General features: G+C 36.0%; 21 protein-coding genes. 2 read left to right on the top strand and 19 right to left on the bottom strand.

What is annotated here, in order from left to right; genetic code table 11:
* Positions 1–75: 75 nt before the first annotated feature.
* Together ACY8D0_RS14430 and ACY8D0_RS14425 are read left to right on the top strand one after the other, a co-directional pair.
* A complete protein-coding gene (locus ACY8D0_RS14430; protein WP_462411193.1) occupies positions 76–1,134 on the top strand; it encodes a lactonase family protein in 1,059 nt (352 codons plus the stop codon).
* Positions 1,135–1,261: 127 nt separating this feature from the next.
* Positions 1,262–1,738, top strand: coding sequence for a VanZ family protein (locus tag ACY8D0_RS14425; RefSeq protein ID WP_462411192.1), 477 nt, complete (start codon positions 1,262–1,264; stop codon positions 1,736–1,738).
* A 398-nt stretch (positions 1,739–2,136) separates the two neighbouring features.
* Here the strand turns inward: ACY8D0_RS14425 and acpS are convergent, their stop codons facing one another.
* From acpS to ACY8D0_RS14330, 19 genes are all read right to left on the bottom strand, one after another.
* Complete coding sequence (gene acpS, locus ACY8D0_RS14420; protein ID WP_462411191.1) at positions 2,137–2,505, bottom strand: holo-ACP synthase; 369 nt, start codon at positions 2,503–2,505, stop codon at positions 2,137–2,139.
* A 37-nt stretch (positions 2,506–2,542) separates the two neighbouring features.
* Positions 2,543–3,607, bottom strand: a complete 1,065-nt coding sequence (locus ACY8D0_RS14415; RefSeq protein ID WP_462411190.1) for a 3-oxoacyl-ACP synthase III family protein — start codon at positions 3,605–3,607, stop codon at positions 2,543–2,545.
* Positions 3,604–3,834, bottom strand: a complete 231-nt coding sequence (locus tag ACY8D0_RS14410; RefSeq protein ID WP_462411189.1) for a hypothetical protein — start codon at positions 3,832–3,834, stop codon at positions 3,604–3,606. Before ACY8D0_RS14410 ends, ACY8D0_RS14415 begins: the two co-directional genes overlap by 4 nt.
* A 73-nt stretch (positions 3,835–3,907) precedes the next feature.
* Positions 3,908–5,446, bottom strand: coding sequence for an amino acid adenylation domain-containing protein (locus ACY8D0_RS14405; protein WP_462411188.1), 1,539 nt, complete (start codon positions 5,444–5,446; stop codon positions 3,908–3,910).
* A 145-nt stretch (positions 5,447–5,591) separates the two neighbouring features.
* Positions 5,592–5,834 carry an acyl carrier protein gene (locus ACY8D0_RS14400; RefSeq protein WP_462411187.1) on the bottom strand — a complete coding sequence of 81 codons (243 nt, stop codon included), beginning with the start codon at positions 5,832–5,834 and terminating at the stop codon, positions 5,592–5,594.
* 30 nt (positions 5,835–5,864) lie between these two features.
* Complete coding sequence (locus tag ACY8D0_RS14395) at positions 5,865–6,497, bottom strand: acetyltransferase (protein WP_462411186.1); 633 nt, start codon at positions 6,495–6,497, stop codon at positions 5,865–5,867.
* A 156-nt stretch (positions 6,498–6,653) separates the two neighbouring features.
* Positions 6,654–7,649 carry a GNAT family N-acetyltransferase gene (locus tag ACY8D0_RS14390; RefSeq protein WP_462411185.1) on the bottom strand — a complete coding sequence of 332 codons (996 nt, stop codon included), beginning with the start codon at positions 7,647–7,649 and terminating at the stop codon, positions 6,654–6,656.
* 65 nt (positions 7,650–7,714) lie between these two features.
* A complete protein-coding gene (locus tag ACY8D0_RS14385; protein ID WP_462411184.1) occupies positions 7,715–8,863 on the bottom strand; it encodes a polysaccharide deacetylase family protein in 1,149 nt (382 codons plus the stop codon).
* Positions 8,864–8,887: 24 nt separating this feature from the next.
* On the bottom strand, positions 8,888–10,429 hold the full coding sequence (gene murJ, locus ACY8D0_RS14380; protein ID WP_462411183.1) for a murein biosynthesis integral membrane protein MurJ: 1,542 nt from the start codon (positions 10,427–10,429) through the stop codon (positions 8,888–8,890).
* A complete protein-coding gene (locus tag ACY8D0_RS14375; protein ID WP_462411182.1) occupies positions 10,426–11,613 on the bottom strand; it encodes an O-antigen ligase family protein in 1,188 nt (395 codons plus the stop codon). Before ACY8D0_RS14375 ends, murJ begins: the two co-directional genes overlap by 4 nt.
* Complete coding sequence (locus tag ACY8D0_RS14370; protein ID WP_462411181.1) at positions 11,594–12,904, bottom strand: nucleotide sugar dehydrogenase; 1,311 nt, start codon at positions 12,902–12,904, stop codon at positions 11,594–11,596. Before ACY8D0_RS14370 ends, ACY8D0_RS14375 begins: the two co-directional genes overlap by 20 nt.
* A 15-nt stretch (positions 12,905–12,919) precedes the next feature.
* Entirely contained in the window at positions 12,920–14,134 is a 1,215-nt protein-coding gene (locus tag ACY8D0_RS14365; RefSeq protein WP_462411180.1) for a glycosyltransferase family 4 protein, read from the bottom strand.
* A complete protein-coding gene (locus ACY8D0_RS14360; protein WP_462411179.1) occupies positions 14,127–15,206 on the bottom strand; it encodes a polysaccharide pyruvyl transferase family protein in 1,080 nt (359 codons plus the stop codon). The genes ACY8D0_RS14365 and ACY8D0_RS14360 overlap by 8 nt, the downstream gene beginning before the upstream one ends.
* A 37-nt stretch (positions 15,207–15,243) precedes the next feature.
* Complete coding sequence (locus ACY8D0_RS14355) at positions 15,244–15,861, bottom strand: sugar transferase (RefSeq protein ID WP_462411178.1); 618 nt, start codon at positions 15,859–15,861, stop codon at positions 15,244–15,246.
* Positions 15,862–15,892: 31 nt separating this feature from the next.
* Positions 15,893–16,807, bottom strand: coding sequence for a beta-1,6-N-acetylglucosaminyltransferase (locus tag ACY8D0_RS14350; RefSeq protein ID WP_462411177.1), 915 nt, complete (start codon positions 16,805–16,807; stop codon positions 15,893–15,895).
* Positions 16,808–16,884: 77 nt separating this feature from the next.
* Positions 16,885–17,652, bottom strand: a complete 768-nt coding sequence (locus ACY8D0_RS14345) for a tyrosine-protein phosphatase (RefSeq protein ID WP_462411176.1) — start codon at positions 17,650–17,652, stop codon at positions 16,885–16,887.
* A gap of 14 nt (positions 17,653–17,666) precedes the next feature.
* Positions 17,667–18,371: a CpsD/CapB family tyrosine-protein kinase gene (locus ACY8D0_RS14340; RefSeq protein ID WP_462411175.1), complete on the bottom strand. Its 705-nt coding sequence runs from the start codon at positions 18,369–18,371 to the stop codon at positions 17,667–17,669.
* On the bottom strand, positions 18,352–19,092 hold the full coding sequence (locus ACY8D0_RS14335; RefSeq protein WP_462411174.1) for a YveK family protein: 741 nt from the start codon (positions 19,090–19,092) through the stop codon (positions 18,352–18,354). The genes ACY8D0_RS14340 and ACY8D0_RS14335 overlap by 20 nt, the downstream gene beginning before the upstream one ends.
* Before the next feature lie 37 nt (positions 19,093–19,129).
* A complete protein-coding gene (locus ACY8D0_RS14330) occupies positions 19,130–20,284 on the bottom strand; it encodes a DegT/DnrJ/EryC1/StrS family aminotransferase (protein WP_462411173.1) in 1,155 nt (384 codons plus the stop codon).
* Positions 20,285–20,295 lie beyond the last annotated feature (11 nt).

Here is a 20,295-nt window from a genome sequence, read left to right as displayed (position 1 = left end):
TGAAATGAAAATTATGCCGGATTTGGGTTATCATAATAACGGTGCATAATTTCTAAACAGCAAGGAGAATGAATCATGGCTGACAACGAAAAATACATAGGTTTCATTGGAACTTATACAAAAGGAGAAAGCAAAGGCATTTATTCCTTCGCATTAAATCCCGCGGAAAAAGCATTAACAGATATTAAAGCTGCGGCAACCCTTGAGAATCCTACCTATTTGAACATTAGCAAGGATAACCGTTTTCTGTACTCTGTCGCCAAGCAAGGGGAAGATGGCGGGGTTGCAGCTTATTCCATCCAGCCAGGTGGAGAATTGAAAGAAATTAACCGGGTAATGGCTGCCGGGTCCCCACCATGTTATGTAAGTGTAGACAGCGGCAATCAATATCTTTTCAGTGCCAATTATCATAAAGGTACTGTTGACTCTTTTTCAATCAACCAAGAGGATGGCTCGATTCAAGCTGCCGTTTCCACAATGAAGCACGAAGGGAAGGGGCCGGACCCGCGCCAGGAGAAAGCTCATACCCATTACGCCAACGTCACTCCCGATGAAAAATTTATTGCGGTGTGCGAACTGGGAACTGACGCACTCTTCACTTACAAGGTGGGAGATGATGCCAAACTTGAAAAAGTGAATCTTCTTCCTTTAAAAGCAGGGAGCGGCCCAAGGCATCTGACTTTCCATCCAAACGGACAGTTTGCTTATCTTATGACCGAATTTAGCTCTGAAGTAATTGTACTCGACTACCATTCTGAAAATGGTCATTTTACCGAAAAGCAATATATTTCTACCATTCCGGATGATTTTAAAGAAAATAACCAAGGCAGTGCTATTCACATTTCATCAGACGGACGGTTTGTTTATGCGGGGAATCGCGGACATAATAGCATCGCGTTATTTAGTGTGGACCAGACATCAGGGGAGCTCACTTTTGTGGAACATACTTCTTCAGAGGGAGATTGGCCAAGGGATTTTTCGCTGGATCCTTCGGAAAAATTTATCGTCGCCTCCAATCAGGAGTCGAACAATATCGTTCTATATGCAAGGGATGAGTTTTCCGGAAGGCTCACATTAATTCAATCCGATATTAAAGTACCGAGTCCGGTTTGCGTAAAGTTCCTGCACGTGTAATTATTTTCTCTAAATTACTGCGGTGATCGTACTTTTTCTCTTTTTCGACAACTCCGTTTGACATTTTTCCTATAGGTTTTTTTCTATAATGGTACTAAGGAAATCATGATCAGGAGGAACCATCAATATGGATCACCGCTTAACTCTAGCGAGTAAATTAAATAAAAGGAAACAACCCCAAATTTATTTCATCAAATTATTATTGATTCTAATTTGGGGATTGTTTTTATTGCTGGCCACATTGACAGACAGTGTAGAAAGATTACTGACCTTTCAGTCATTCGAATTTAGTTGGGTTCCTCATCCAAACTTAATGTCCTTTTTTTATTTCATGGACTTCACTTGGTATCACAACCATGTTTATCTGGTTAAACTAGGACATTTCTTGGGTTTTGCTATATTGGATTTTCTCATTTTCAACCTACTTAAAAAGCATAGATGGTCTATTATGATTTCTGCTATTTTTGCTTTTTTAACAGAGTTTCTTCAATTATTTTTTGACAGAGACGGGCGTTTCTATGATTTTATTATTGATACATTTGGTATATTAACAATATACTTTTGGTACCGATTTCGAAAAAAATCTTTTAAACCAAGTTTGTGATAAATTAAATAAAAGGAGGCTGACCCAAAAGGTTGTTAAAAACGACTTTTTAGGGATCAGCCCTTTTCTTTAGGATGATTTATTGGCCATTATTGGTCGGAGATGGTCAGCAGAAGAAATTGGTTTAACTACCAAATTCCTCAAAGATGGGAGATTGACGTAGGCATTTAGCATAGTTTTTAACATCAATTTAGAATAGTATGGTGGACGACTGCCACTGGGATGAAGAGCGAAAAGTGTTGGGAGTTATGAATTCAACAATCTGGGAAGATAGAGTTCGGGGATCAAAACTTTAATATTCATACTAGTTGTTCTGGCGCGGCATCATTCATGTACATAAAAAAGGGTGCCTCAAAAAGTCATACTATTTGGACACCCTCTCAATATCCTTTGACACCTTATATGAGTATGACAAATGCAATAGCAGTTGTCATATTATGGGATATAGATATGTGATATTCATGGATATCTAACTTATTCGCGTATTCAAATGACCCGTTGTGCAGGACAAGATAGGGCTTTCCATTATCCATATTTAAAATTTCAATTTCATTAGGTTTAATTAGCTCGTCAAATCCTGTTCCAAGTGCTTTTGCTGTTGCTTCTTTGGCAGCAAATTTACCAGCTAAAGTTTCGATTTTCCGTTTTGCTGCTAAGTTATTGGCAAAATCCAACTCTTTCTTTGTAAAAATATTTAACAACTGGTTCTCGAAATTTAGAAGTTTTGAAACTCTTTCTAATTCAATGATATCAACACCAATGTACATAAAAGTTTTCCCCACTCCTAAACAATCTTCAATGGTTTTAATATTCAATTATATGGCAGAATCCTAAATTCCCCATCTCAATTAACATAGAACTCCACGTTAAACCTGAACCAAATCCTGATAAACATAATTTGTACGATTCTTCTTGCATTTTCCCGCCAAGGTTAAAAGCAATATTGGTGGGAATGGATGCACTACTAGAATTTCCAAAGCTCGCTACAATATTATTGGGCATTTTCTCATAAGGTATTTCCATCTGGTCCGCCAGCTTCTCAAGGATGAACTTATTAGGCTGGTGGAACATAAAGTAATCCACTTCATCTTTATTTACATGACTAAATTCTAATAAATCATTAATCAATGGGGGAACTTCTGTTTGAACAAAGTTAAATACACCAGTCCCATCCATTGTTACATTTTCCTTGCTTCTTAGGTTACCATCACCAGTGTCTTCAAGTTCCCGGGTTTCCGTTGTGGAAGGCATCCTTAATCCCCCTGCAGGGATAATCAAAGTATCCCCTCGTCCCCCATCCATTTTTATGTTGCAGAATATAGGGATACTGTTATCCCCTTTTTCAACAACTGTGATCGAAGCAGCATCACCTACAAGTGGAAAACTATTACGATCCTTTGAGGACGTCTTTCTGCTCAATACATCCGCATTTAATAAGACAACTTTGTTTATTGAGTTTTGTTCCAAAAGCATAAATGCCTGAATCAACCCCAATAAAAATCCGGCACATCCCTGATTGATGTCCATGCAAATCATGTCTTGTTTTAAACCAAGTCTCCCTTGAATGATATTGCTAGTGGGAGGCATAAAATAATCAGGGGTTTGCGTGACTAAAATTAACGCGTCGATTTCTTCTTTGTTTAATAATTTGGACTCTATTAAATGTTCCAAACCAAAAACACATAAATCCGAAACACATGTCTCTTCATTAACAATTCTATGTTTATCGTATCCCATAATTTTTTTTAGCCTTAAAGACTTTGCAATGGGAAAGTTATAGTTTGCAGCCTCGTCTTCAAACTTTACTTCATTACTTGGAACCACAGTCAGTATACCTGTTATTTTTTTGTCATGGAAAGTCAGGTTCATGCAATAGCACCACATTTCAATATAAGTTTGTTTATTGCTTCCATATTTTCAAAGTTTTCAGGAATAATATCTGTTCCACTTATGGAAATATGAAAAGATTCCTCCAGCATGTTAACTAGTAAAATGATATCGAACGAATCCAAAAACCCATCTTGAATAAAATGATCGGAGCTTCCGAAGTCAAATTCAGGTCTTATCTCTTCTAAAAAACTCAATACTTTCTCCATCTCTATTCATCCCCTCTTAATATATTTTTCTACCTTGTAAATATTCAACATAGTCAACGATTAAAATGTCTTTCTAGACTATTGGGGATGCATTAGCTAACTCCTTTAATTTTAATCGATCAATTTTTCCATTTGGATTTAGGGGTAATTTATCCAACCGAATCATTGTGGTTGGAATCATATATTTTGGAATTAAACTTATCAATTGTCTTTTTATGTAAGAAACATTTAATTCCTCTTTTGATTCGTATATTAAGACAATTTCCTTCTTATCCGGATTATAGGAAACACAGGCATTATAGATGGAATCGATGCTTAATGCTGCGGTTTCGATTTCCCCAAGCTCGATTCTATACCCCATATGTTTGATCTGTGTATCTTTTCTGCCCGCATATATGATTTCCCCGTTTTCATTTATAAAAACTAAATCACCAGTTTTATATATTTTCTCTGCGTAATGATTATTCAAAGGATTTTGGACAAAGCTGGCGTTCGTTTTTACTGGATCATTCCAATAACCCAGTGCCAATGAACTCCCCCTTACACATAACTCACCAATTTCATTGGGCTGGACCCTTTTATTATCATTGTTTAGAATAAGGATGTTGCTGTTACGGCAAGGAAATCCAATTGGCAATGGTTCATTATCATCAAAATTCCGATTAACAATATAGTATGTACAGTCAACTGTAATCTCAGTTGGTCCGTACAGATTCGCATACAGCGCATCAGGGAGATTTCGTCTCCAATAATTCAGCTGCTTATTAGGCATTACTTCTCCGGCAAACAATACTTTTGTTAAACTGCAATGAGGTAATTGATTTAAAATATTCAGATTGGCGATATTGATTAAAATGGATGGTACCCAGAATATGAAGTTAATATTAAGCTCATTTACATATTCCATTAGTTTTATAGGGAAGGAAAAGTACTGTTCAGGAATAATGACTAACGTGGCACCAGTGGCCATGGTAAGATAAATGTCCAAAGTTGAATTATCAAAGTAGAAAGGAGCCTGGTTACCAATGATCGTGTCAGCATCTATATGAAAAGTTGCTATTGCCCAATCAATATAATCGATCACACCCCTATGCGAAATCACAACACCTTTAGGGACTCCTGTTGATCCAGAGGTATAGATGGTATAAATGGGATCTGTATCAATCAGATGATCAAGAATTTGATTGGCAAATACCTGACTTAACACACATGGTTCTTTTTCAAAATCATCTACTTGGATGATGATACTTTCAGATACACCATAAGCAAGCAGCATACTTTTATATTGTTGATTCGTTATGATTAAAGATGGATTCAGATTGGATAATAAGGCATGAATTCTTGCCTGTGGTGACTTGATATCGATTGGCACATAAAAGTTCCCGCTGTAGAGGGTACCTATAAAAGAAATAATACTTTCCAATCCTTTTGGTAAAAATATTCCAATAGGGCTATTGATGTTATTGACTCTTTTATTTATGGCAAATCCTAACCATTTTGCTCTTAAATTTAGCTCACAAAATGTGATACTCCTGTTTCCATCAATGATGGCTGTCTTATCTGGATACTGTGCTGCTGTATCTCTTAAATACTCCAATACATTAATTTTCAAAACAATACCCCCCTCAAGCTTATTCCTGTTTCCTAAAAGAACTTTTTGATAATGGTTAGTGTTAACAAAGGACAAGGGGATGGCCTACCATCACTTTATGTTTATTTTCAGATAGGGATCCCCTTTAAGAGAGATGGAAAGTTATTTACTTAGGTAAACTGTTGTTTAGAACTAATACCAAATTCAGAATGTCTTCAACCTTGTTGCAATCAAGAAGGGACTTAGAATCGATTGTTTTTCCAAATTCCTCTTTAACCATGGCGACAATACCTAATCGTCCCAAGGAATCCCAACCGTCCAATTCATCTAAAACCGTATCATCCGTTAAAATTGATTCGTCCTCAAATAAAGCTTCAGCAATCTTGCTAATTAACTCTTCCTTTACCATTAAAATCATCCTTTCGAAGTAATTTTAGATTTAATAAACTTTTACTGCGGGGTTTCCGAATACGGTTGTATTTTCTTTTACATTACGTATTACGACACTCCCGGCACCAATTGTTGCATTTTTTCGTATATGTGTTTGAGGTAAAACTGTGGCTCCCCCTCCAACATAAACAGAGTCTTCAATCCTGACGTTTCCCATGATATTGCTGTGTCCAGCAACCATGCAGCCGTTACCGACTATTGCATCATGACCGACAATGGAGTAACTATCTAATATAACAAAATCACCCATAGTAGCATTGGTACAAACAATGGAATAGGGACATAAGATATCACCTACTCCCAGGACAGCATTTTCAGCCACTATTGCTGTTGGATGAATTAAATTAGTGAACTTTGCTCCCTTTTCTAAAAGCTGGCCGCATATCCGAAGTTTATCCGCGACACTGCCGATCGCACAAATTAGCTCATCACCCTCTTGGGGATGGTATTCCTCGATTGTACTGACGACTTTATGATCCAGACTAAACGGATTTAGCGCATCCACATTATCATCAATAAAACCTATTTCTTCCCATACATGATTTTCTTTTTGAATATCCTTAGCCCAAGTTAACATTTCCCTGCCGTAACCACCTGCGCCGACAATGATTAATCTCTTCATAATGGCCTCTTGCCTCCCCATAAAAAGTGCTTCAAAGGATTACCGTGATATAAATGACGCCGATTGGCGAGTCCGTAAGACGAAGACAGAGTCATAGTTGAATTTATACTTTCTTAGGAGTCAAAAAAAGTATTCCTCTTTAGAAGAATACTTTCATTAGGCACCACGGATTTTTCTAAACAACTGTATTGATTTTTTAGCTCCATTTCGTAAGGTGATAAGAGATTTATATTTTGATAAAATAATACGAGGATACACAACTAAATCTGGGTTGAATTTCTTTTTATAGTCCCGTAGTCCAACCATGTCCATTGCTGTTGCTCCCCGGTTACGCCAGTGCTGAATGGCGTACCAAAACATATATTCATTTGGTCTGTAATTTTGATACTCTCTATAACTGGCTCCCCCCCAAAAATAACACGTTTCATTGAAACCCGGGAAAATGGATGTTGCAATGCATTTCCCATCCGGATCACATACCTTTAAACATAGCAGATCTTCAGGATTATCTTGATATGCTTGGATTAAATCAATAACCTTTTGTCTATTATAGTTAGGTTTTAGATTCTGCTTTTCAAAAACATCGATTAATTGATCATAATACTCGTTCGCAAATTCAATGGTAGGTTCTACCCGCGAAATGGTTGCACCGCGTCGTTCAAACTGACGAATTAATCTTTGACAATTCGATTTAAAAGATTTGAAAACTTCTTCTTCATCACGATTAATATCTAAAACGTATGTTTTTTGGGGTAAATAATGATACTTTGCGTCCTTTAAGCTTTCACAGCTTATTTGAGCATCCGCAATTTCCATATATACACATTTTAATTGATTAAAAACATACTTTTTTACAACTTCAATAAGTTTTACCCTATCCACCGTTTCTCTTCCACTAAAGCCCATGTTGCATGTTGCCCAACCTTCAAATGGACTTCCCATGATTTTGATTCCAAATTTTTTAAAGACCAAACCTACGAAAAAGGCAATAGTCTCATTTCCTTCGGTAATTTGTAACACAACCGGCTTACCTTTTCCATTGCTTTCAAGGAAGGTTAACCAATCCTTTGTCATAAACACGGTTTGTTTTATATCCCCATTCTCTCGAATACTATTAAGTAAATCTAAGCTTACTTCCTTAACCTCGTACATATGATATCCCTTCATCTTCCCTCTCCAGTTCATTTTCCACCGTTTATCTTTGGTCCACAATTGGCTTAAGTTAATATCCTTTTTAGTTTAGGGAGTTTCTTCAGTAATCGATAATCCTCTATATCGTTGCCCCGCAAATCAATGCTTTCTAACTCTAAACAATATTGAATGCCATCCAGATTATGAATACCTTGATTACTGAGATCCAATTCCTTTAGATAAACTAAATCTTTAATCATGACCCAATCATCTTGGCATGATAATATGTCCCTGATTCCCATTTCAAGTTTTCGGTCGATAAAGGTTGCAACTCCTGCAACCTCTGCTAGCGTATAAAACTCCATATCATTGCTTTTAACCTCATGAATAATCTCTTTCAGAATTCTTGGTGACACTCTATATTTACCAGCAATTTCTGACTCTTTTCCCCACCCAAAGTCATCCCATATACATTCATCCGGTAAAATAGAATGGCACATCAGAACCAAATTTTTACCGGCACTTTTTGCAATTTGGATGGCTTTTTTAATATTTTTTAATTCAAAAAAATAATTCTCATCTATACAAATAGAAGGAATAAAACCGGTTTGGCCAAATGCTGCCAAGTTATTGCCCCATATATGTCCACGTGCAGCTTTAAAGTAATCTGGGATTATTGCTGAGATTAAGTTCTCGTCATAAGCGCTTCCAGGAAAGGCAAACGAAATTGGTCTTTTGAATTTTTTTCCTGTTTGTGAATGCGATTGATTTTCCATCCAATCGAACAAAGGAATAATATCATCCTCAATCCATTTATTGACACCAAATTCCTTTGAATAGTGACTGGCATTCCTATGTTTGTATCCATGATGAACGATTTCATGACCATTCGCTTGTAATTCCAGCAGCATATCAATTTCCTCTTGCGTGTGCATCCTACTATTTTCATATGGATGAAAAGCATTAATATTGAATGTTGCCTTGACATCATAAAAGCCGAAAATTTCTTTCCCATAATCAACCCAATGTTTGACCCGAAAACTATCATCAAATGACAATACGACGCCACTCTTATTCATATACGGGACTAAATTTTCGGTTAAGTGATAGGGGTTTTCATCATTAGAACGCTCCATATTAGAAATTATTTTTTCAGCTCGATATCTTCCTACATACTTATATTCTTTGACATAATTTAATGTTTTCTTAATAAGGGCTATCTTTTCCAACAACAACTTATCCCCCCCAATATTTAGTTCCTAACCCGCTATACCCTTTTCTTTATTGAAATGAATGAACTTATTTCTAGCCATCTGGATAATGGATTCCACTTCTTTTATCTTCATGAAATAAATCAGGATGGAATATAATAAAATGCCTATGGCAAATGAAATCATTAACGCAGAGCTTAAACCAACCAGTTTTAAGAATCTTTCGAAAACAAATTTTGTAACTGCCCCCATAATAATGGACGAAAATGAAATTTTTAAGAAAGACGGATAAATTTCTTTTGAGCTAAACTTTCCGATCTTTTTTTGGATATTAATAAATAACAGAATTGCTCCTATGATAGCCGCAATACTTGTGGCTAAAGCAATTCCTGCTAAGTTCATAAATCTTGTTAAAGTCAGATTTAATATAATGTTGAATATAAGCGCAATACTTGCATTAATCATAGGTGTTTTAGTATCTTGCAGGGAATAAAAAGCACGTGCCAATATTTCACGAATTCCCATGGCGGTGTTTCCTATTGAGAAAAACAATAATGTACTCGAAGTAAGCAATAATGCATTTTGGTCAAATGCACCCCTGCCAAATAATATCTTTACGATTGGTTCAGAAAATAACATACATATTACAGAAGCAGGCATAACGATCAAATTAATAAAACAGAATGATTTTGTCATTAGTGTTTTAAAGTCATCCATATTACGTTCAGCCGCTGCTTTAGACATCATTGGAAAAACCACGGTGGCAATAGTTATAACAAATACGGTTTGTATCAATTGACTAATTCTGCTGGAGTAAGTTAAGGCTGAAATTCCACCAATCACAATCCTGGAAGCTAAGGTTTTATCCACGATTAAATTAATTTGATTCACCGATACCCCAATGATAACCGGTACTGCCAGGAACATTAGGTTTTTCAAGTGTTTATCTTTATAATCTAAAACCTTTTGAAATTTGAAGCCGCTCTTGATGATATATGGCAATAAAAACAGGAATTTAAAAGCTTCAGCAAATACACCACCGATTGGAAGAATCACTTTATTTACACCAGCACTTAAAACAACCGAAGCAATAACAACGATATTATAGGGTAACCCTAAAAGCGAAGTTGCAACGAACCTTTCTTTTAGTTGCAGGTAACCACTAAAGATAAAGACTAAACATGAAAAGTAAATCCCAAATATACTGACTTTGGTGAACTGAACGGCTAATGTTAACGTTTCACCCTTAAATCCTGATGCAAATAGTTTGACAATCCCAACCGGGAATAGCTGAGAAAGCAGAAGGATAATGGTGCACAATAAAATAACGAATCCAATTAGATTATTCGTAAACCGGTCAGAGGCTATAGCACTTTCCTCTTTTTCAATCTTTGTGTACATCGGAATATAACTGGTTGCTAAACCGGTTCCGATTAATGAAATGATGATGACGGGAATGGAATCCGCAATCAAATAGGCATCACTGATAGGGGAAGTACCATAATAATAGGATAAGATGATGTCCCTCAGGAAACCTAAGACTTTTGTAAACATGGTAAGGACCATTAGAAAAATCACAGTTTTTTTCATGCCATTATCCCTTTTATTATCGATTCTTCCCTCTGGTAATTTACTAGAATGGACAACATAAACCAATATTCAGGCCTAAGCCAAAGATCTGAACTGACTAGCAATCGACCTAATCCCACTGCAATGACAAGGGTAGTGATAATAAATAATCCAGCGTCTTTTTCCATCGACATAATCCTGTATTTATAACCACAGAATACCCATAAGCAAAACCAGCAGGTTAATGCAATTAAACCTGATTCCAACATAATTTGAAGAATGATATTGTGTGGAAATAAGCCTAAAACACTATCGGAATAACCGATCCCATACCCGATTACTGGATTTTGTTTGATATAAAGAAGAATCGAACTATAGAGTGTGTCCCGTCCCGAACTGGAGGCCGCGATTCCATCTATGATCATCATTCTCAACTTTTCCAGCGTATAGGATTTAATTCCTAAATCAAAAAATAGATAATCTACAATTTTGATTAAAATGTCGTTCTTGACGACCAAGTAAATAACAATACCGAGAGTAGCAGAAATAAAAAGTTTTTTTCCTATTTGCAATTTTTTACTGAAAAGGAAAGAAAGTAAAATGACTAATAAAAGAACCAGAATCGTACCACGACTGCCGTAAATAATGGTGACTGCAGTAGAATAAATGGCCATTGCCCACCATAGGGGATTGAATTTCTTTTCACCCATAACCTGGAACCAAAACATTATGACCGATGGAACCATTGCGTATCCAAATCTCATGTATTCCATTGAATCAAAGAAACCCATAAAGAATGGGTACGTTCCGATTGCAAGAAAATTTAAAACCCCAATTTTCAGAAAGGCATTATAAAGTTCTTTTGAATTAGTATCCACACTTCCTAATAAAAATCCTGAAAAACCTTTAAGGATAAAACCAATAAATAATGTGACGGTTAACCATAAGTTCTGACTCAATATCAAACCGTTTAATAAATAGAACAAACTTATAATGATAAAAAAAGCTATGACATATAGCTTAATTTTAAAGCTATTTCTTATAAGCATGACTATTACCAGTCCAACGGTAAATGCAGCAACAGGGATTTGCGAATTCACAATGGATGCAATGGGTTGAAGCAGACCAAACTGAAAAATAAACAATGCCATAATGTAGGCATTTATTTTTTCATTTTCCTCTGCATCATAAACTCCAATAAACATATCCATTGCTCTCATATTCTTTTCTATTTAGCACACCTTTTACGTCAATTAACACTTTTTTACTGCTGGCATACAAATTATCGAAGAAATCATAACCATATTCGGTGAATTCACTATGGGCAACACCTAATACAATACAGTTCAAACCTTTTAATCCATTTTTATCCACTATGTTTATTCTGTATTGATCCCAAACTTCATCTTTATCAGCAATAGGGTCATGTACCACAACATGGACTCCAAATTCCTCTAATTCATGGATAATATCTATTACCTTGGTATTTCTGACATCCGGACAGTTTTCTTTAAAGGTCAACCCAAGAATGGCCACTTTCGCTTTACTTATTGGCAGTTCGGCTTTAATCAAATTTTTAATAATGTTGTAAGCCACATATTTTCCCATATCGTCATTTATTTTCCTGCCTGCAAGGATAATTTGAGAGTGATACCCTAATTGCTCTGCCTTATAGGTGAAGTAATAGGGATCCACTCCGATACAATGCCCGCCAACTAGACCAGGGGTAAACTTTAAAAAATTCCACTTTGTACCTGCGGCTTCCAGTACAGCTTTTGTATCAATGTTCATTTTATTAAAAACCATCGAGAGTTCATTCATAAAGGCAATGTTAATATCTCTCTGTGAGTTCTCAATGACCTTGGCTGCTTCAGCTACCTTAATGGATCCAGCTCTATGAACCCCGGCTTCAATAATGGACTCATATATACTTGAAATCATATGAAGTGCCTCTTCGTCGGAACCAGATACTACTTTGACAATTTTCGTAAGTGTATTTATTTTATCCCCAGGATTGATTCTTTCTGGTGAATACCCCACTTTAAAGTCTTTCCCCAGTTTTAGTCCTGATTCCTTTTCTAAAATGGGGATACAAACCTCTTCCGTTGTTCCAGGATAAACAGTAGATTCGTATACTACAATAGATCCTTTAGTCAGATTTCCACCTACAATCTTACTTGCCTGAATGACAGGTGTTAGATCCGGTGTTTTATCACTATTGATTGGAGTCGGAACCGCTATTACATGAAACTTGCAATCTCTCAGGTTGCTTTCACTATTAGTAAAATGCAATGTTGTATTTCTTAAGGCATCCTCTCCAACCTCATTTGTTACATCTAATCCCTTTATATATTTTTCAATTTTATTAGGGTTTATATCAAATCCCACCACATCAAACCTTTTGGCAAATTCAATAGCTAATGGAAGTCCGACATACCCTAAACCCACAACAGAAATTTTTTCTTCCCTATTTGTCATTTTTGTGAACAAATCCATGTCGATATTCTCCTCTTAAATATTTTTTATAATCGTAAGCAACTTTTTCTTAGCTATAGAATCAGCATATTTATTTTCTGCGAGTTTCCTTGAATTATTGGACATTTCCAATTGAAGATTGGGGTTCCTTTTTATCTCAAGAATGGCAGCTGCCATTTCTTTTGGAGTCATATTTGCCCGCCCGCAATTGGATTCTTCCAAGACTTGTTTTTGCCAGCCACCATAATTTATTAATATGGGCAGCCCGGCAGCAAGGAAGTCAAAGAATTTATTCGCACTATTATCTTCCAAAATTTTGTATTGATTATCGACACACATAATTCCAAGATCGGAGGATTTGATTACACTTACAATTTCTTTTTTGGGCAGCGCATCATTTATCAGGACATTCGTTAAATTTTCTTCCTTTACTCTTTTAATTAATTGTTCTTTTCGATTCCCCTCGCCTATTAACAAAAAAAGGATATCATTATCGATTTCAATGATTTCCTTTGCAACATCTAGTACAAAATCCAGCCCATTCACATGTCCCATAGTCCCTGGATGGATACATACAAACTTTCCTTCTAGAGCAGAATCCCGATATTTGTTGGTGACATTATCATATAGGTATAGATTAGACATATTTTCAATTACGGATAACTTTTCTGCAGGAATTCCCTTTCTTAATAGATTTTGATACATTCCATCAGAGAGAACGATGACATGTTTTGAATTTTTATAAATCCAGAATTCTAGTTTTGATAAAAATTTTGCCGCGAACTTGTTATTGATATAACCGAGCTGAATCGGCACATCCGGCCAAACATCCCTTACCTCGAAGATTAACTTTTTTCTAAGTAATTTTGCAATCAAGACTGCCGGGATCCCAATGGTCAGTGGAGTAGACGTAGCAAACACAATATCTACATTTTTTGTCTTTAGACCTTTAATTAAAGCTTTAATAATGTAATCAAAAAAAGCGATAATTCTTCTCCACTTTGGCATTTTATTATTATATTTTGTCCTGGTTGAATATACAGACAACCCTTCTTGTAATTCATCATATTTTTTTTCACTGTCAGTTCCTGTAATCACATTTACTTTATATCCATTGTCAGATAGATATTTTGTAAACTCATATGATCTTGTTCCCCCACTAGAAGTGTTAGTTAAAAAATATTGATGTAAGTATAATATTTTCATGTCCCTAACCAACCTTGCTTGTTTTATTTTTTTCACTTCAAACATTCATTAGCGAACTTTTTAAAGCCTGTATTAACGGGAGGTACTTATCGGTTAAATCCAAGCTTGTAAATTCATCGTTTTTCAGATGATAAAGCGTTTCTATATGCTCTAATATTATTTTTCCATCAAAATTCTCAACGAAAATAATATAGTTTAAATGAGCTAACCATTTATGATAGGTACCTTCGATTTTATGATTGCTATTGGGCAAGACGACACAAGGCGTTTGGGTAATTGCACAAAAAATCATCCCGTGCAGCCGGTCCGTAACGACCACTTTCGCGTGTTTAAAAGCATCCCAAATAGTACACAATTCCTTTACAGCTAATTCTTTAGAGAAATTATCAATATAAGTGTCATAATGGATAACTTTTGGGTATTTCTCTTTAATCGATAATGCAAAGTGGTTAGAATAGCTGCATGGTATTCTCCTTTCACGGTCATTCCGTAAACAAAGAACGATCCCATCCCGCTCGAAATTCGGTTCTATCCTATTAAGAGATAAGACAATATCAGGCGTTAAATAGACATTATTTTTAATAAAACTTTCTTTCATCATTTCATAAGAGACAGGCTCTCTTGCAAATATGTGCAAGTCATTATGTTTGGAGTACACTTTTATGCTTTTATTCAGTGATTTCTTACTTTTAAAATCAATGGACTGGGGAAATGAGATTATTTTATTATTAGGGAATAGCTTGACGATAAAACGCCTGCGTTTTTCAAACCCCTCATAAACATCCCCCATATTCCCCCCACCAATAATTGTAATAACATCTTGAGAGTTTATTGCGGTTTTTAATGCTGGCAGCATGTAAAAATCCTGAACATAGACTGGCAATATTTCAGATTCAGGGAATAATTCTCTTAAAAAGCAAATTTGCGCAAGGGTAATGGCATTATCACCAAGGTTTCCATAATCAGCTGCTAATGCCACAACGATTTTAAAAATGTTATTCGTGATTAATGGATAACTAATTCTCCTGGAAAATAAATATTTTATTTTTAATATCAACCAGATAGGAACTTTGTCTGTAATATTTGATTGCTTTAACCAATTAATAATTCTTGACATTCCTATCCGCTCCCATAAATTCAATCCCAATCGGTAATCACATGGAAATATTCCCCTTTTGATTAACAGAATTCCCTTCGAAGGAAGGCATGGTAGCATGTTGATCATTTTTTATATCTTCTGATTTGATAACCTTAATAACTGTTAAATAAAGAATCTTTAAATCCAATAAAAACCTTTGGTTTTCAACATACCATACGTCCAATTTAAATCTTTCTTCCCAGGAAATTGCGTTTCTCCCATTTACCTGTGCCCAGCCTGTAATCCCCGGTTTAACCAAAAGCCGCTTCGCTTGTTCTTCGGAATACAAAGCGAGGTATTCCATTAACAATGGTCTCGGTCCCACTAAGCTAATATCGCCTTTCAAAACGTTAAACAACTGAGGGAATTCATCTACACTATATTTGCGGAGAAATTTCCCAAATGGGGTTAATCTAAATTCATCTTCTAACAGTTCCCCACTTTTATCTCTTTGGTCTGTCATCGTTCGAAATTTATACAAAGTAAAAGGCTTACCATTCATGCCGGACCGTTGTTGCTTAAACATGATTGGCGAGCCCAATTTTATTCGAACAAGTATGGAAATGATTATGAAGACCGGACTAAAGATTACTAAAACGGCTGATGCCAAAATGAGATCGAGTATCCTTTTCAAACCTATCCCTCCTTCTTTACATGATCAAAGTTTAGGAACTAAGTATTTCACTCTGAATGTATCGGACCGTTTTGGCATAATATTCTATGATAGAGTTATCAATATTTTGATCAAATTTTCTTGCGAAGAATTGCCCTGATTCACTAATCAAATTTTTATCTTCCATTCTTAAGAACCGGGGAGAATTTGAATCAAAGCCTTCCCCCATCATCAGGAATACTAAGTTATTATTGACCACATTCTTTTTAAAATGGGAATTCATAATTAACGTAGTGAAAAACCATTCATCCGGTATCAGTGCATTCTTAAAAAATCTATAAAACCACTCATTTTGATCTAAAAAATCTATGATATATTGAGCAGCTTCATAAGGAATAGTAAACCATTGTGAACCACGGAAGAATGTAAACTCCTTTGGCCAATAATTTCTATTAGGTAATAAATTGATCCCTTTCCGGTACATGGTTTGTAGAAATCGCCTAAAAATTCGATACGGATGAAGAACTGGATGCCGTCTTCGTGTGACCTTAGGAAATTTAATCTTTAATAAGCCAAGATTTTTACTATTAACCTCTTTTAAAGAAAGAAAGAGGTTATTTTTGTTATCCATAAGAAATTCTTTAAAGCCATTTTTTACAAGTAGATCCTGGCCACTTCGAAGGCATACAAAATCGTACTGGATATTGGTCCGTAATACCTCTCTTAGCAGTAGAATAGTAGTCGTAACCTGGCTAATATCTCCCCATTCACAAATAATGCTCTGTTCAATGACTTTAACAGATGGACTTTTGATAATTTTCGGATACATATTCTCATAACTTCTTTTATCTATGTGGACAAATACATCAGCTGATTCTTCTGAAATCAGTTGTTCAATAAACATATTCACTTGTTCTGGATTTTTGTGGACTTGCAAAATATAGGCTGTTCGTTGACTAGTATTCATTCAAAAAATCCCTTCAAAAATTAATAAATATCTTTCCCCCCAAGTAACCCATCCTCATATCAGTGAGTTTTCTTTATTTATATTTTAAAGATACCTAATAATTTCCTAATAGGAACTGGCTGTTCGATACTAATTTGTTGACCGTTTAGAAGATGCTCAGCATTTTCTTTAAAATAAAAGGTACGTTCAATGCCAAACTTTTTGGTGATTGTTTTTTCTGCTTCCTTGAGCAGGAATCCCCTTGAGATTGTATTATGGGCGTCAGAGGCAATAAAATGTGCCAAATGATGTTCAACGATTTTTTCAGAAAAGGATTTAACCTTTTTTCCAAAATGACCTAAAATACTTCCAGCTGTAAGCTGTGTCAAAGCCCCTTCCTGAACCAGCTCGAATAGTAGATTATAATCATCAAGAAATCCCCTATTTCTTTCTGGGTGGACAATAATAGGTGTAATCCCTTTTAATAGCAGCTCATAGACAACATCCCGAGTATATTTTGGAACTTCCCATGATGGAAGTTCTAACAGTAAAAATTTTCCCTTATCATCAAGTGTCAGTAATTCATCATTTTCAAGTAATAAAAATATATCCCGATGCAGCCTTAACTCCTGTCCTGGATGTACAGTTAAGGGAATATTCTCACTACGTAAATACTGATTTAGTTCAAAGACCCGTTTTAGGATATGAATCTTTGGATTCTCAAATTGCCCATTCATATGATGCGGTGTTGCAAACAAATGGGTAATTCCAGCGTTTACTGCTGCATTTACCATATTAAGACATTCAGTAAAATGTTGGGGACCATCATCAAGTTCTGAGAGAATATGACAATGCAGATCAATCATGTATTAAAACTCCCTTATTTATATTCACCGTAAAAACTATTCTGCTTTCCCTCAACCCCATTTACTACAATTCCAAGCATTAGCGAGTTAGCTTTCTGCAACAAGTCCTTGGCTCTTAACGCCCGGTCCTTTTTTGTCTTTCCACTTGCCACTACCATTACCACACCGTCACACTTATTTGACATAATTTGAGGATCTGTTACCGCCAATATAGGCGGAGTATCAAAAATGATATATTCATATGTTTCTTTTAATTGTTTCATTAGAATTTCCATCGCTCTTGATTCTAAAAGTTCCGAAGGGTTTGGAGGTATCGGCCCACTTGTTAAAATATCCAGGTTAGGTACGTATGTTTTTAAGATGGCGTGGTTCAAACTAGTTTCCTTGGTCAGCACACTTGTCAAACCTTCTAGATTACTTACATTAAAAGTATGATGGACGGATGGTTTTCTTAAATCCGCATCAACGAGTAAAACTTGTTTACCTTGCTGGGAGAGAACTATGGCTAAATTAGAAGACGTTGTGGTTTTTCCTTCTGATGGATCAGGTGATGTTATGACGATCGATTTAATTTCTCTATCAACCGAAGAGAAATGCAAATTGCTTCTTATGAGACGATACTGTTCAGAAATGGCAGATTTCGGATTATCCAAGGATATTAACCGGGTCACCTTTTTTTCTTTTTGATTTTGTTTCCGTCTAAGAGACAACAGATTCACTTCCCGCTTTTTTTATTTCGGATAATTCTTTACCTTTATTCTTATGGACTCTTGGTATTTTCTGTATGGTTCCTAGAACAGGCACCCCTAAATAGGCCGCAGCATCTTCCTCATTTTTTATGCTATTATCCATAAATTCCAAAAGAAATGAGATTCCCATACCAACCAGTAATCCGATTACGAATGATACAGCAATATTTAAGAGTAAATTAGGGCTTACGGGTTTTGTATTTTCTTTTATTTTGGCTTCTGCAAGGATGCTTACATTATCAACGTTCATAATACCCTTAATTTCTTGTTGAAAAGTTTCCGATATGGTATTCGCAATTTCAACTGCATTGGCCATGCTCGTATCTTGAACTGTCAATGTAAAGACCTGGGAATTCTCTTTGTTTGTTATGGTCAGATTATTCTCTAGTTGTTCCAAATTTTGTTTTAGATTTAACTCTTCAATTACTTTTTCCAAAATAACAGGGCTTTTTATGATGACACTATAGGTATTAATAAGTTCAATATTTTTATCGAGCGATGAGTAATCGATCTGATTTTCATTATTTTTTTGATTCACAAGAATTTGTGTTGAGGCCTGAAATTTAGGTGTAATTAAATAAAACGTAACTACACCGCTGAGCAATACTGCAACCAATGTGAGAAGTGTAATGAGCCTCCAATGTTTTAGCAGGATTTTTAACAAGTCTAATATGCCTATTGTACGGTGCATTTTACCCTCCATACTTTTCTATATTTTTGAACCGCTATTATTTCTCAAAAGATTTTTTAACGCAGTGAATCACTCGCATTTGGTCCTCTATCGTTAGATTGGAGCCGGATGGCAAACAAACACCATTTTGAAAGAGTGTATCGGAAATACTTTTTTCGCTAGTATGCGAATAATATTGGCAGCCTGCAAAAAGCGGCTGGAGATGCAGTGGCTTCCATACTGGTCTTGCTTCGATATTCTCGTTTTCAAGTGCAGAAAGCAATTCAGATGTTGAGAGATTCACATTTTCCTGATTAATGGTAAATGACGTGAGCCATCTGTTAGAGAAACTATCGTGCAATTCTGGCATGAATGATAGTGGGAGATCAGCTAATTCTTGTTTGTATATTTCGAATATCCGTCTTCTTGCGCGAATTCTTTCATCTAGTACCTCTAGCTGGCCTCTACCTATTCCAGCCAAGATATTACTCATCCGATAGTTGAATCCGACCTTGCTATGTTGATAATGTCGAGCGGGATCTCTTGCCTGAGTGGCTAAAAAGCGTGCTTTCTGTAATGATTCCATATCATTCGAAATCAGCATGCCGCCGCCAGAAGTGGTAATAATTTTGTTGCCATTAAACGAGTAAATCCCATATTTTCCAAAGGTTCCACTTGCTTTTCCATTAAATGTAGCACCAAGAGATTCTGCTGCATCTTCAATAATAGGGACATTATAGTCATCACAAATTTTGATTAATTGATCCATCTTGGCTGACTGTCCATAAAGATTTACTACGATTACGGCCTTAGGAAGATGACCTTCCAAAGCAGCATCTTTAAAAGCTGTTTCAAGCGCTGAAGGGGACATATTCCATGTATCCGGCTCTGAATCTATAAAAACAGGTTTAGCCCCTTGATACAAAATAGGGTTGGCTGTTGCTACAAAGGTAAGGCTTGAGCAAAAAACAATATCTCCTTTTTGGACATTCAATAAACAAAGTGCTAAATGAATGGCTGCAGTCCCAGAACTTACCGCAACAGCTCCGTTCACTCCTGCATAGCAGGCTATTTCTGTTTCAAAGGATTCCACGTTGGGCCCTAATGGAGCAATCCAATTCGATTCGAATGCCTCCTGGATATATTTCATTTCATTACCGCTCATATGGGGCGGAGAAAGAAAGATCCTAGTTTTCTTTTGCGTTTCCAGCAATTCCTGCACCT

The sequence above is a fragment of the Neobacillus camarae genome (genome assembly GCF_054950115.1).
Note: the sequence above shows the minus strand (reverse complement) of the source record. Positions and strands in the feature narration are given on the sequence as shown.

Bases quoted from the DNA above. Each gene is read 5' to 3' on its own strand.
- ACY8D0_RS14410 (WP_462411189.1), bottom strand. From the start codon at position 3,834: ATGGAGAAAGTATTGAGTTTTTTAGAAGAGATAAGACCTGAATTTGAC.
- ACY8D0_RS14370 (WP_462411181.1), bottom strand. From the start codon at position 12,904: ATGGATTTGTTCACAAAAATGACAAATAGGGAAGAAAAAATTTCTGTT.
- ACY8D0_RS14360 (WP_462411179.1), bottom strand. From the start codon at position 15,206: ATGTCAAGAATTATTAATTGGTTAAAGCAATCAAATATTACAGACAAA.
- murJ (WP_462411183.1), bottom strand. From the start codon at position 10,429: ATGAAAAAAACTGTGATTTTTCTAATGGTCCTTACCATGTTTACAAAA.
- acpS (WP_462411191.1), bottom strand. From the start codon at position 2,505: ATGTACATTGGTGTTGATATCATTGAATTAGAAAGAGTTTCAAAACTT.
- ACY8D0_RS14415 (WP_462411190.1), bottom strand. From the start codon at position 3,607: ATGAACCTGACTTTCCATGACAAAAAAATAACAGGTATACTGACTGTG.
- ACY8D0_RS14395 (WP_462411186.1), bottom strand. From the start codon at position 6,497: ATGAAGAGATTAATCATTGTCGGCGCAGGTGGTTACGGCAGGGAAATG.
- ACY8D0_RS14350 (WP_462411177.1), bottom strand. From the start codon at position 16,807: ATGAATACTAGTCAACGAACAGCCTATATTTTGCAAGTCCACAAAAAT.
- ACY8D0_RS14335 (WP_462411174.1), bottom strand. From the start codon at position 19,092: ATGCACCGTACAATAGGCATATTAGACTTGTTAAAAATCCTGCTAAAA.
- ACY8D0_RS14375 (WP_462411182.1), bottom strand. From the start codon at position 11,613: ATGTTTATTGGAGTTTATGATGCAGAGGAAAATGAAAAAATAAATGCC.
- ACY8D0_RS14365 (WP_462411180.1), bottom strand. From the start codon at position 14,134: ATGTTTGAAGTGAAAAAAATAAAACAAGCAAGGTTGGTTAGGGACATG.
- ACY8D0_RS14425 (WP_462411192.1), top strand. From the start codon at position 1,262: ATGGATCACCGCTTAACTCTAGCGAGTAAATTAAATAAAAGGAAACAA.
- ACY8D0_RS14345 (WP_462411176.1), bottom strand. From the start codon at position 17,652: ATGATTGATCTGCATTGTCATATTCTCTCAGAACTTGATGATGGTCCC.
- ACY8D0_RS14390 (WP_462411185.1), bottom strand. From the start codon at position 7,649: ATGTACGAGGTTAAGGAAGTAAGCTTAGATTTACTTAATAGTATTCGA.
- ACY8D0_RS14400 (WP_462411187.1), bottom strand. From the start codon at position 5,834: ATGGTAAAGGAAGAGTTAATTAGCAAGATTGCTGAAGCTTTATTTGAG.
- ACY8D0_RS14430 (WP_462411193.1), top strand. From the start codon at position 76: ATGGCTGACAACGAAAAATACATAGGTTTCATTGGAACTTATACAAAA.